The sequence below is a fragment of the Streptomyces sp. NPDC024632 genome, assembly GCF_055559175.1.
Window position 1 is genome coordinate 391,334 of record NZ_JBVHLD010000002.1, and the last position, 12,450, is coordinate 403,783.

Below are 12,450 nucleotides of genomic sequence, written 5' to 3' on the forward strand. Positions count from 1 at the left end.
GCGAACCCCGCACAGTGACCCCGCTCAGCGACTCAGCACAGCGACTCCGCTCAGAGCCGACCGAAAGGCGCACGACGATGGACTGGTTCCCGGATCAGGACGAATCCACGCTGGTACGTACGCCGATCCGTTTCGCCACCGGTTACGCGCATCCGGTGGCGGGCTCGCGGTGGTTCCGGGACACCGAGCGGCGCGACATCCAGGCGGAGCTGCCGGGCTGGCCCGCCGGGCCGGAGTACACCCTGCACTCCAAGACGACGCAGAAGGTCGACCGGGTCGGCGGCGGGCTGCTCGGCGGCATCGTGACCGCGCTGCATGTCGCCGTCGAGGCGGTGACCGGCGGCAACTCGGTGCAGGTCGGCGGGGCGTCGCGGTCGGCGCCGCAGGACCCGGCGAACGAGTCCGAGGACTTCCCGGTGATGTGGGCCGCGCCGGGGACCGTCGCGCGTACCGTGCCGTGGCAGTTGGACCCCGCGCGCAGCGCGGAGCGCACCCGCGTGGACGCGGTCGTCACCGAGCGCCGCTTCCTGCTGCTGGGCGTCGGGCCCGACCTCACGGCGTCCGCCACCGTCCTGTGGGAGACGCCCCGCGAGTCGGTGGGCGGCGCCGAGCAGTTGGCGTTCAGCGAGGGCGGGCACGATGTGCGCGTCACCTTCACCGACGGGTCGTGGGTGCGGCTGTCCACCGGAGCGGCCGACAAATTCGCCGGGGTGCTGGCCGAGCGGCGCAAGCCGCTGCCCGAGTCCGAACTGACCGCGGGACAGCGCGAGCGGCTGGCCCGTTTCGTCGGCGAACTGCCCGCTGCGGCGCAGCCGCCGCGCGCCTTCCGGCTGGCCAGCGGCGCCGTCCTCGTCGAGTCCCAGGTCCCGGCGAAGGCCGGCAAGGGGCTGTTCGAGACCCACTCCGTCATCATGGGCGAGTCCGGCGAACCGGCCCGCCCGCAGCCCGGCGACCTCTGACCCCGACGGTCCTCGTCCGCCGTCCGAAGCCCCACCGCCCGACGCCCAGCCGTCCAACGCCCCACCGCCCGAAGCCCCGCTGTCCAACGCCCCGACGCCCGACGCCCCGACTCCCCTTGACGACCTCTGCCGTCCAGAACCTCTAGGCGAGACCACCATGACGACTCCCCCTCCGGACGCCACCACCCCGGAAACCCCCGCCGCGGCGGGCCCGACAGCCGCGGCGGACGACACCGGCCTCGAACTCCAGGCCGTCGAGATGTCGGACGTCCCCCCGCTGTCCTTCGTCGTCCCCGAGTCCTTCCACGGACTGCCGATCGCGGCCACCCCCGAGGAGCGCGCCGCGCTCGCCGAGGAGTTCGTACGGGAGATGTACCCGGAGGGCAACGACGACCTGTGGACGCCCGCCGCCCCGTACTACGCGGCGCTCGGCGAGGCGATGGGCGACCGGGGACTCGCGTACTCCGCGATGGGCCTGTTCTCCATAGACGAGGGCATAGCCCACTGCTCCTTCACGGTCGCCGCGATCGCCTCCGACCACCCCTCCCCCGAGGTCGCCGCGCTCGGCATCCGGGAGATCCTGGTCCGCGAGGAGACCAACGACGCCCGCTGGCTCGACCTGCCCTGCGGCCCCGCCGTCTCCTGCGTGACCCTGCGCGAATACGTCATCGGCGCCGAACTCACCGCCAGCGGCGAAGAGGTCAAGCTCCAGATGGGCCAGGTGCAGGTGTACGTGCCCTTCCCCACCGGCCCCTACACCGCGGTCTTCACCCTGGACACCGCGGCCGTCAACTACTGGGGCGAATTCAGCGAGCTGACGATGGCCATCCTGCGCAGCGTCAGCTTCGCGGACGACGACGGCACCGTCGGCGACGGCACCGCAACGGCATCCGCGGCCGAGGACGGACCCGCAAGCGGGAACAGAAACGGGAACGGCCAGACCGTGACGCCGACCGGCCCCGGCGCGAGCACGGGCGCCGACACGGGCACGGGCCCCGGCACCGGCACAGCCACCGGCACGACCTCACCGCAGGCCGACCGATGACGGCGCCGCTTCCCGGCACGCCCCAGGACCCGGAAGCGGCCGGACCCCCCACCGGACCCCCCACCGGACTCGCGGCCGGACCCCCCACCGGATTCGCCCGCGTGTGGGAAGCGGGCCGGATCGGCTCCCCGACCCGCGGCGCCGCCTGGGCACGCTGCGCCGTCACCCTGCTGTTCACCGTGCTCGCCACCGTCGCGGTCGCGATCGGCTGGTCGCACGCCACCTACGCGGGCTCCTTCGCCGTGGCGGGCGTCGCCCTGATCGTGGTGACCGCCTCGGTCACCATGGTGCTGACGCTGTACTGGCTGCACGGCTCCATCGGTCAGGTCATGTGCGGTTTCCTCCTTATGCTCTTCTGCATGTTCGTCGGTGGTTACGCCGTCTCCAGCGCGCTGTTCGCGGCGCGCGGTGAGGTGTCCACCGGTGTGATCACCGAGTACACGAACCGCACCACGCTGCGTACGTCCTGGGAGTCGTGCCGGGTCCGGCTGGACAGCGGCGCCATGGTGGACCGGGAGATCCGCTGCGACCGGGCGTCGGTCGGCAAGCACGTCACCGTGACGCAGGACCCCTCCGGCATCGCCGCCCCCGCGTTCGGCGATCGCACCGACGGCTCACCGGTCCTCTCCGGCTTCGTCGGCGGCGCCTTCCTCCTGCTCGTCCTCACGATCGTGCGCGCCACCGCCGTCGGTGAGCGCTACCGGCTGACCGGCGCCGCCAGCCCCGCCGAGGGCCCGAACCCCGGCTACTACCCGCGTCGGCTCGCCTCCCCCGACTACGGCTCCCGCGCCTCCGCCTGACCGACCGCCACCGCCTGCCCCACCGGCTGGGCGGCCGGACGGCACCGCGGCCACCACCGCCTCCCGACCGGCACCCGCGACCCGCCGCCGGACGTACGCCCCGGCCTCAGCGGCTCTCCGCCGTCTGCGGCTCCGCCAGCGCGCCCCGCAGGAAGCCCTCGACCGCCTCGCACCACGCGTCGGGCTGGTCCCACGGGACGAGGTGACCGGCGTCCGGGATCTCCGCGTAACTGCCCCGGGGCAGCACCCGGACCATCTCCTGGGCCTCCGCGCGGCCCAGCTCGCCGTCGAGACCGCGGACGACGAGGGCGGGGCAGCCGACCCGCGCCAGCTCGTCCCAGTGGGCGTCACGTATCCAGGGGTCGCGGGAGCGCAGCAGATGGCGGGGCGCGTAGAGCGGGCGCCAGCCGTCGCCCCGCTCCTCCATGACCTCGGCGAAGAAGTCACCTCTGGCCGGATTCGGCGGATCGGCCCACGGGTCCTCCACGCCGAACCACCGGCGCGCGTCGGCGAGCGTGTCGAAGGGCAGCGGCCAGGACCGCGTCCAGTCCTCCCACTCGCGCTGCCCGGCCTCGCCGAGCGCCGCCGCGCGCATGTCGCAGATGACCACCGCGGCCACGAGGTCGGGACGGCTCGCGGCGACCTGCCAGGCGGTGAGCGCCCCCATGGAGTGGCCGACCAGGGTGACCGGGCCGAGGTCGAGCTGTTCGACGGCGGCGACGGCGTCCGCCACGTACGCCTCCGGGGTGTACGGGCCCTCCGGCTTCGCGCTGCGTCCGTGGCCGCGCTGGTCGAGGGCGACGGCCCGGTAGCGCGAGGAGAGACGGCGGGCGGTCGGCGCCCAGTGCGAGGCGCGGCCGAGCAGGCCGTGCAGGAGGAGCACGCCGGGACGCCGGGCACCGGATTCGGGACCGGGCCCGGGACCGGCTCCGGAACGGGAAGGGGAGTCACCAGCGGAACGGAAAGCGGAACCGGCCCCGGAATCCACCTCGGCCGCGTAATCCCAGGCTGCGAGCCGGGCCCCGTCGGCCCCGATCACCTCGGTGCGCCGGGTCGTATGCCGCGTCGTGTGCCGAGCCGCCTGCCGCGTCGCGTGGCCGGCCATGTGCCCCACCCCCTTCCGTAGATCTCGTCCGTCCGGCCGCACGCTCGCGGTCGGCTCGTCCAGAACCCCCACGCTATCGAACTTTTATTCGAACAAGCTCGTCCCGCGCCCAACACCGCTCTTTCGAGTGACAACGCTCAAGGATTGGCGGCTCAGGCCGAGGGGAGGACTTCTGCGGGGCGCGGCACGCAGGGGAAGCGGGCCGCGGGAGGCACTCGGGAGGCTCGGGGTCCCGGGTCCTTCGAGGGGGTCCCAAGGGGAGGGACAAGGGGAGGAGGGGCCCCGACGCCGTTCGACGGCGCCGGGGCCCTCACCCTTCAGGAAGGCACGAAGCCGTGGGGCTACCGCTTGGCCACGAAGACGTGCGAGGCGATCTCGGCGTCCAGTTCGGCCGCCTCGCCGCCGCTGCCGACGAGCACTCCGCCCGCCGACGACGTGACGCTGACCACGGCGCCCGGCTGCACACCGGCCCGCCGCAGCGTGTACATCACCTGCGCGTCGGTCTGGATCGGCTCACCGATCCTGCGCACCACGACGCTCGCCCCGGCGGCGCCCGGCTGCAACTCGTTGAGACTGACCATGCCGTCCTCCAGGAACGGATCGGCCTCGCCCTTCTCGCCCAGCTCCTCCAGCCCGGGAATCGGGTTCCCGTACGGCGACTCGGTCGGGTGGCGCAGCAGTTCGAGCACGCGCCGCTCCACCGCCTCGCTCATCACGTGCTCCCAGCGGCACGCCTCCGCGTGCACCTGCTCCCACTCCAGGCCGATCACATCGACCAGCAGGCACTCGGCGATGCGGTGCTTGCGCATCACGCGGGTGGCGGTGCGGCGCCCCTCGTCGGTCAGCTCCAGATGCCGGTCGTTGGCGACGTGCAGCAGCCCGTCGCGCTCCATCCGCGCCACCGTCTGGGAGACCGTCGGGCCGCTCTGGTCGAGCCGCTCGGCGATTCGGGCGCGCATGGGGACCACACCCTCCTCCTCCAGCTCCAGGATGGTGCGGAGATACATCTCCGTCGTGTCGATCAATCCGGACATGCGCGCCCCTCGTTTGTTCGTGCGTGGCCCTCAACCAATTCTGACCCATAGCGCCGACAACGGTCCCCGATCCGGTCGTCGCCCTTTCTTGACACCGGCTCGCGGGGGCCGCACGGTGATCCGCATGAGTGAGCCTCGCGAGTCCCTGGCCGACCGATACTTCGACGCCGCGATCACCCTTCTGCACCGGATCAGGGACGAGGAGGCCGCCGGAATCCAGGCCGCCGCGGACGCCGTCGCCGACGCCATCGCCGCGGACGGGCGGGTCTTCGTCTTCGGTGCCGGCCACTCCTCGCTGCCCGCCCAGGACGTGGTCTACCGGGCGGGCGGCCTCGCCCTCATCAATCTACTGGCTGTTCCCGGCGTCGTCGGCGTGGACGTGATGCCCGCCACCTTGGGCAGCGCCCTGGAGCGGGTCGACGGCCTCGCGGGCGCCGTCCTGGACACCAGCCCCGTACGGCCGGGCGACGTCCTGTTCGTGATCTCCTTGTCCGGGCGCAACGCGCTGCCGGTCGAGATGGCGCAGAACGCCCGCGCCCTGGGCCTCACCGTGATCGGCGTCACCTCGGTCGCGTACGCCAAGGAGACGCGTTCCCGGCACGCCTCGGGCACCTTCCTCAAGGACCACTGCGACATCGTCCTCGACTCCAAGATCGCGGTCGGCGACGCGGAGCTGACCGACGACGCCATCCCCGCGCCCTTCGCCCCCGCCTCCACAGTCGTCATCAGCGCCCTGATGCAGGCCGTCGTCGCGACCGCCGCCACCGGGCTCGCCGCCCGCGGCGTCACCCCGCCCATGCTGCGCTCGGGCAACGTGGACGGCGGCCACGACTGGAACGGCCGGATCTTCGAGGAGTACCGGGAGCGGATCTTCTTCCGGCACTGACCGGCGACGGGCCGCCCTACCGGCCTTCCCGCATCACCGACCGACGGCAGGCCGCCCGCACCGGCGCTCCGGCACCGACCGGCCGCAGGCCCGCCCGCACCGGCCTTCGTCCGCTGCCCGCCGACGCCCCGCGAAGGGCGTCGGCGCTCAGCGGTCCCCCGTCAGCCCGGCCAGGTCCAGCGCCATGGCGACCCGCGCCGCGACGTCCTCCGCGTACGCCGCGTCCGCCCGGTCGAAGAGCCTGCGGCCCGAGCCGCGCAGGAAGGTGAGCGCGCCGACCGTACGGCCCCTGCTGCGCAGCACCGTGGCCAGCCCGTGCACGGTCCCGGAGGGCCAGCGCCTGGCCGCCGCCCACTCGTCGATCCGTTCACCGGTCGCCGGTTCGTCCGCCGTCAGCGCGCCGAAGCTGGCGCGTACGGTGCCGATCCGCTCCAGCGCCTGGAGGACGGGGTGGGCGACGTCGTAGCCGACCGGGATGGAGTTGTCCTCGGTGGCGTCGGCGGGACCGGGCTCGCCCGCCGGGGTCGCCGCGATCCGGATCAGGCGGCCCGCGTCGTCGGTGATGTCGACCAGGGCGTGGTCGGCGAATCCGGCCAGTGCGAAGTCGAGCTGCAAGGTCGCGGCCTCAAGGGCGCTCTCGCACTCGGCGGCGGCGCGGTCGGCGCGGTGGAGCTGCTGGTAGCGGAACCGCACCTGGGCCCCGTCCTTCTCCAGCGCCTTCTGCCGGGTGATGTCCAGGAAGAGCCAGCCCACGCCCAGCGGTACGGGTTCCTCGCCCAGCGGCGAACCGAGGCGGACGAATCCGCTGCGCCAGCAGTAGCGCCCGCCGGTCTCGTCGCCGCGCACGGTCACCCACAGGTCGGTGGTGGCGGGCGGCGCGCCCTCGGAGAGCACGTGCTGGAGTACGTTCTCCAGCTCCTCGACGCCCTGGGCCAGCAGGTCGCCCAGCGGCCTGCCGAGCAGCGAGTCGCGGCCGGTGCGCAGCAGGCGGGCGGCGTGCGCGTTGACCACGGCGGGGCGCAGATCGGCGTCGATCAGTACCACACCCCATGAGGCGTCGGTGAAGAGCACTTCGCTGAGAGCGATCGACCGTTCCAGGTCGATCTGCGCGTGCACCTCGGAGAAGGCGCAATAGACGCCGCTCGGCTGCCCGTCGGCGCCCTGCACGGCCGCCGACTGGGTGCGGACGAGCACCCGACGGCCGTCCTTGGTGACGAGCGCGAATTCGTGCACCTGGCGGCCGGGGCCGTCCATGGCGCCGAGCAGGCGTTCCTCGGTCTCGCGGGCGTCGGCCGTACGCGCCGCCCAGCCGGCGAATCCGTGCCGCCCGATCGCGTCCTGCGCGGTCCAGCCCAGGATGCGGACGGCTTCGGTGTTCCAGTGGGTGATCACGCCATGGCGGTCGAAGGCGCACAGGCCCGCTTCCATGCCGTCGAGGAGGGCGGCGAGCAAGTGCTCGTCGCCCTCGTGCCCGTCATGGGCCCCGTCCGGGGCAATGCCGTCGCCACCCCCCTGGCTCCCGTGGACTTCGCCACCGCTGTTGTCGCCACTGCCGCCGTCATCGAGCGGCTTTGATTGCGCGTCGAAAGGCTGCACGTCGCAACATTGAACTCTGGTGTGGGCTGCGTCACACGAGATTTCCATAAATAGGTTGTGCGGTTCCGGCCGGCTTCTTACTGTTGCGGGACACACGAAGGGAGGTGGTCTGACGCATGAAGTGCACTCGGACACGTGAGGTGGCTGCGGGCTAGCTCCGCGCACTGGGCGTGCGCGAAGCGCGCCAATCCCACGCAGTTCACCCGACCCGCGGGCTCGTCGGACTTGTCCGGCCGGTGCCCGGAGCCTCCTGGCTCCGGGGAGCAGCCCGCGGGTCGTTCGCGTTCCGGCAGGACCAGCGCTCCAGGACCGGCCCTCAAGGACCGGCCTCCGGGACCCACGCTCCAGCACCGGCGCTCCAGCACCAGCTCTCCGGCACCCGCGTTTTACGGCGCCAGGCGCTCGATTCCCCATCCGCCGTCCGCACCGCGCGTATAGCGCAGCCGATCGTGCAGCCGGTTCTCCCGGCCCTGCCAGAATTCGACGGTGCGCGGCTCGACCCTGAAGCCGCCCCAGAACGGCGGTACGGGCACGTCGGTCCCTTCCGGCCAGCGCGCGCACAGCTCCGCGTAGCGCGCCTCCAGCACCTCGCGCGAGGCCACCACGGCCGACTGCTCGCTCGCCCAGGCGCCGATCCGCGAACCGTACGGGCGGCTGCGGAAATACGCCGCCGTCTCCTCCTGCGGCACGCGCGCCGCCGAGCCCCCGACGATCACCTGGCGGGCGATCGGATGCCAGGGGAAGAGCAGCGCCAGGTGCGGGTTGGCGGCCAGCTCGCGGCCCTTGCGCGACGCGTAATTGCTGAAGAAAACGAATCCGCGCTGGTCGTAGCCCTTGAGCAGGACCGTACGGGAGCTGGGTACGCCGTCGGCGTCGGCCGTGGACACCACCATGGCGTTGGGTTCGGCGAGCGCGCCGTCGTCCCGTGCCCGTACGGCGTCGGCGAACCAGCGGGCGAACTGCTCGTAGGGATCGGCCGCCAGCTCCGGCTCGGTCAGTCCCGCGGCCCGGTACTGCTCGCGCATCGCCGCCGGGTCCGCGGCCGGGAGGGGCCGCACCTGGCGCTCTTCATGTGGTTGTCGCACGGGCACATCTTGCAGGACGGCGGGTCCCGGCGCCGACGTCCGCGAATGTGCCGGAACTCACGCTGTCCGGCGCGTCCGGCAGCAAGGAGAATGACCGGCCGGGGCCAGGTCCTGTCCGGCGGATCGTGGGACGGTCCAGGCTGATCCGGATGGAGCAGGGTGACAGCCCCTCGGGCGGGGCATGACCGTGGGGTCGGCCCGTCCGGCACACTCCCGCCCGCACACCCCCGGGCACCGTCGTCGTCTCATTCATCAGGCACTGCCGCACCACCGCACTGTCGTGATCATCAAGAGGAGCCGCCTCATGTCCGACTTCGTACCCGGACTCGAGGGAGTCATCGCGTTCGAAACGGAGATCGCCGAGCCCGACAAGGAAGGCGGTTCGCTGCGCTATCGCGGTGTCGACATCGAGGACCTGGTCGGCCATGTGTCCTTCGGGAACGTGTGGGGCCTGCTGGTCGACGGGAAGTTCAACCCCGGTCTGCCGCCCGCCGAGCCCTTCCCCATCCCGGTGCACTCCGGCGACATCCGGGTGGACGTGCAGTCCGCGCTCGCCATGCTCGCCCCGGTGTGGGGTCTCAGGCCGCTGCTGGACATCGACGAGGCGGAGGCGCGCGATGACCTCGCGCGCGCCGCGGTGATGGCGCTGTCGTACGTCGCCCAGTCCGCGCGCGGCCAGGGGCTGCCCATGGTGCCGCAGAAGGAGATCGACAAGGCGCACTCCATCGCCGAGCGGTTCATGATCCGCTGGCGCGGCGAGCCCGACCCCAAGCACGTCGCGGCGGTGGACGCGTACTGGACGTCGGCGGCCGAGCACGGCATGAACGCCTCCACCTTCACCGCCCGGGTCATCGCCTCGACCGGCGCGGACGTCGCCGCCGCGCTGTCCGGCGCGGTCGGCGCCATGTCGGGCCCGCTGCACGGCGGCGCGCCGTCCCGCGTCCTCGGCATGATCGAGGAGATCGAGCGGACCGGGGACGCGGAGGCGTACGTGAAGGCCGCCCTCGACAAGGGTGAGCGCCTGATGGGCTTCGGCCACCGCGTCTACCGCGCGGAGGACCCGCGGGCGCGCGTGCTGCGGCGTACGGCGCGGGAGCTGGGCGCGCCGCGCTACGAGGTCGCGGAGGCGCTGGAGAAGGCGGCGCTCGCCGAGCTGCACGCCCGCCGCCCCGACCGGGTGCTCGCCACGAACGTCGAGTTCTGGGCGGCGATCATGCTGGACTTCGCGGAGGTCCCGGCGCACATGTTCACCTCGATGTTCACCTGCGCCCGTACGGCCGGCTGGTCCGCGCACATCCTGGAGCAGAAACGTACCGGCCGCCTTGTCAGGCCCTCGGCGCGCTACGTGGGGCCCGGTGTCCGCGGACCGCGGGACATCGAGGGTTTCGCGAGCATCGCGCACTGAACCGCGGCGCATTTCGGCGCAGGGCGCGGGAGGGCCGTCGGGCCGGTCCTCGCGCGCCCCTTCGCCGTTTCGCGCGCCGGTGCGCGACGTGGGGCCAGGTGCCCGGCCGGCCGGGGCGCACACCCTGTGTGACACCGTCTCACCCGATGGAACGCTCCCGGAAACACGCCCGTGACGGACTACGCTGCGACCGTGGCCGATATCGAGATTCCCGCTGACATCAAGCCCGCCGACGGACGATTCGGGGCGGGCCCCTCCAAGGTGCGGACGGAAGCGCTCGAAGCGCTGGCCGCGACCGGGACGTCCCTGCTCGGTACCTCCCACCGGCAGGCGCCGGTGAAGAACCTGGTGGGCCAGGTCCGCCAGGGAGTCAAGGAGCTCTTCTCGCTGCCCGACGGCTACGAGGTGGTGCTCGGGAACGGCGGCTCGACCGCGTTCTGGGACATCGCCACGCACGGGCTGATCGACAGCAAGTCGCAGCACCTGTCCTTCGGCGAGTTCTCGTCGAAGTTCGCGAAGGCGGCGCAGCTCGCGCCGTGGCTCCAGGAGCCGACGATCGTGAAGTCGGAGCCGGGTACGCACCCGGAGCCGGTCGCCGAGGCGGGCGTCGACGTATACGCCTTCACGCACAATGAGACGTCCACGGGTGTCGCGGCGCCGCTGCGCCGGGTCGCGGGCGCGGACGCCGGGGCCCTGGTCCTGGTGGACGCCACCTCGGGCGCGGGCGGTCTGCCCGTCGACATCACCGAGACGGACGTCTACTACTTCGCGCCGCAGAAGAACTTCGCGGCCGACGGCGGCCTGTGGGTTGCCGCCTTCTCCCCCGCCGCGCTGGAGCGGGCGGCCTCGGTCGCCGCGTCCGGGCGGCACATCCCGGCGTTCTTCGACCTGCCGACGGCGATCGACAACTCGGTGAAGAACCAGACGTACAACACCCCGGCGCTGTCGACGCTCTTCCTGCTCAAGGAGCAGCTCGAGTGGATCAACGGCCAGGGCGGTCTGGAGTGGGCGGTCAAGCGCACCGCCGACTCCGCGTCGCGGCTGTACGGCTGGGCGGAGAAGTCCTCTTTCGCGACGCCGTTCGTGGCGGACCCCGCGCAGCGCTCGCAGGTCATCGGCACCATCGACTTCGAGGACGGCGTCGACGCGGCGGCCGTCGCGAAGGTGCTGCGGGCCAACGGGATCGTGGACACCGAGCCGTACCGCAAGCTGGGCCGCAACCAGCTCCGGGTCGCGATGTTCACGGCCGTCGACCCGGCCGACGTCGAGGCGCTGACCGCCTGCATCGACTACGTCATCGGTCAGCTCTGACCGCTGCCACACATACGGCAACCGCGACCCCGGCCAGGCAGGACGGCCGGGGTCGCGGCATACCGTCGTATTGTCGGACCGCCCGTCCCGCTCGTACCGCCCGTACGCCCCTACGCCCGTGCGCCCGTACCGCCGCGCCCAGCCGGCGTCAGTCGCGGTGGCGTTCCCGGTTGCGGCGCAGCAGCTTGCGGGCGCCCACGCCGATGGCGCCGATCACGGCGAGCACCCCGATGCCCACGACCCTGCTGCCGGTGCTCGTGGTGCCGGTGTCCTTGGCCGTGCCCGGTGAGGCCCCGGGAGAGGCCCCGGAAGAGGCTTGAGAGCCCTTGTGGTCGTCCGCCGACGCGCTCGCCGAGGCGGCCACGCTGTCGGGCAGTTCGTCGCCGCTGAGCGGCGCGCGCCACACGTCGCTGTTCTTGCCCTCGCTGCCGAACATCAGATTCCGGCCGTCTGTGGTGAAGGTGACGGACTCACCCTGCCGTTGCATGGGGACGTCGAGGCTGCCGATCTTGTGCGGGGCCCCGTCGGCCCAGCGGTAGCCGGTCGCCCCGAGGTAGCCGCGCAGCACCAGGCGGGTGCCGTCGGGCGAGAAGGCGCCGTCGGTCACCCAGGGGACGTCGGCTATGCGGTGGAAGGTGTTGACGCCGCCCGCGCTGAGCTCGGCCGGACCGGCGTAAAGCGCCCCGCCGTCCTGATTCTTGCTGGCGATGTACACCCGGCCCGTCTTCGGATGCACCATCAGGGCCTCGGCGTTACGGGGTCCCGCGTCGTAACGGACGGTGTAGCGGGTGACGCCGACGGTGCGGTCGCCGAGCTGCTTCGGCTCGGGGAAGCGGTAGATCCAGACCTCGGGCCAGGTGCCGCCCAGATTGTCGCCGATGTCGCCCACGTAGAGGTCGCCGTCGGGGCCCAGGGAGATCGCCTCCACGTCCCGCGCGTGGATGCCGCGCATGGTCACCCTGGCCACGGTCTTGCCGGTGGCCGAGTCGACGGCGTAGACGTACGGGCCGTCGTCGCTGTCGTTGTGCGTCCAGTACACGCCGGGGTGGAGGCGGCTGGCGGCCAGGCCGCTGGACTCGGTGATCCGCGGGTCGCTGAGGGAGAAGGCGACCGAGGGGCCGCTGTCGGCGACGGCGGGTACGGCGGTGCCGCAGGCCAGGGCCACGGCGGCGCACGCGGCGGCCGTCAGGAGATACGCACGCATGCACCCCAGTGTCCCTGGTC

At 72.7% G+C, this 12,450-nt stretch carries 11 protein-coding genes; 6 read left to right on the forward strand and 5 right to left on the reverse strand.

Annotated features, from left to right (window positions below; all coding sequences use genetic code 11):
- The first annotated feature begins 77 nt into the window (after window positions 1-77).
- The 3 genes from ACZ37P_RS05045 (at window position 78) to ACZ37P_RS05055 (ending at window position 2,804) form a co-directional block, all read left to right on the forward strand.
- Entirely contained in the window at window positions 78-959 is an 882-nt protein-coding gene (locus ACZ37P_RS05045) for a hypothetical protein (protein ID WP_401716533.1), read from the forward strand.
- A gap of 157 nt (window positions 960-1,116) precedes the next feature.
- Complete coding sequence (locus tag ACZ37P_RS05050) at window positions 1,117-2,004, forward strand: hypothetical protein (protein ID WP_391043114.1); 888 nt, start codon at window positions 1,117-1,119, stop codon at window positions 2,002-2,004.
- Window positions 2,001-2,804: a hypothetical protein gene (locus ACZ37P_RS05055; protein ID WP_467344920.1), complete on the forward strand. Its 804-nt coding sequence runs from the start codon at window positions 2,001-2,003 to the stop codon at window positions 2,802-2,804. The genes ACZ37P_RS05050 and ACZ37P_RS05055 overlap by 4 nt, the downstream gene beginning before the upstream one ends.
- 106 nt (window positions 2,805-2,910) lie before the next feature.
- On the opposite strand, the gene ACZ37P_RS05060 is transcribed toward ACZ37P_RS05055, so the two are convergent.
- Together ACZ37P_RS05060 and ACZ37P_RS05065 are read right to left on the reverse strand one after the other, a co-directional pair.
- Window positions 2,911-3,909: an alpha/beta fold hydrolase gene (locus tag ACZ37P_RS05060; RefSeq protein WP_467344922.1), complete on the reverse strand. Its 999-nt coding sequence runs from the start codon at window positions 3,907-3,909 to the stop codon at window positions 2,911-2,913.
- A 341-nt stretch (window positions 3,910-4,250) separates the two neighbouring features.
- Complete coding sequence (locus ACZ37P_RS05065; protein WP_188279958.1) at window positions 4,251-4,943, reverse strand: metal-dependent transcriptional regulator; 693 nt, start codon at window positions 4,941-4,943, stop codon at window positions 4,251-4,253.
- Between the two features lie 124 nt (window positions 4,944-5,067).
- Between ACZ37P_RS05065 and ACZ37P_RS05070 the strand changes: the two genes are divergently transcribed.
- Complete coding sequence (locus ACZ37P_RS05070; protein WP_355337455.1) at window positions 5,068-5,829, forward strand: SIS domain-containing protein; 762 nt, start codon at window positions 5,068-5,070, stop codon at window positions 5,827-5,829.
- Between the two features lie 147 nt (window positions 5,830-5,976).
- Here the strand turns inward: ACZ37P_RS05070 and ACZ37P_RS05075 are convergent, their stop codons facing one another.
- Together ACZ37P_RS05075 and pdxH are read right to left on the reverse strand one after the other, a co-directional pair.
- Window positions 5,977-7,473, reverse strand: a complete 1,497-nt coding sequence (locus ACZ37P_RS05075; protein ID WP_467344924.1) for a PAS domain-containing protein — start codon at window positions 7,471-7,473, stop codon at window positions 5,977-5,979.
- Window positions 7,474-7,811: 338 nt separating this feature from the next.
- Window positions 7,812-8,450, reverse strand: coding sequence for a pyridoxamine 5'-phosphate oxidase (gene pdxH, locus ACZ37P_RS05080; protein WP_401310145.1), 639 nt, complete (start codon window positions 8,448-8,450; stop codon window positions 7,812-7,814).
- Between the two features lie 364 nt (window positions 8,451-8,814).
- On the opposite strand from pdxH, the gene ACZ37P_RS05085 reads away from it, so the two are divergent.
- Both ACZ37P_RS05085 and serC read left to right on the forward strand, forming a co-directional pair.
- Window positions 8,815-9,915: a citrate synthase 2 gene (locus ACZ37P_RS05085; protein WP_355337452.1), complete on the forward strand. Its 1,101-nt coding sequence runs from the start codon at window positions 8,815-8,817 to the stop codon at window positions 9,913-9,915.
- A 192-nt stretch (window positions 9,916-10,107) separates the two neighbouring features.
- Window positions 10,108-11,226 (forward strand): phosphoserine transaminase, encoded by a 1,119-nt coding sequence (serC, locus tag ACZ37P_RS05090; RefSeq protein WP_355337449.1) that lies wholly within the window; start codon window positions 10,108-10,110, stop codon window positions 11,224-11,226.
- A 148-nt stretch (window positions 11,227-11,374) separates the two neighbouring features.
- Here serC and ACZ37P_RS05095 read toward each other — a convergent pair whose 3' ends face one another.
- On the reverse strand, window positions 11,375-12,430 hold the full coding sequence (locus ACZ37P_RS05095; RefSeq protein ID WP_467344925.1) for an SdiA-regulated/phytase-like domain-containing protein: 1,056 nt from the start codon (window positions 12,428-12,430) through the stop codon (window positions 11,375-11,377).
- Window positions 12,431-12,450 lie beyond the last annotated feature (20 nt).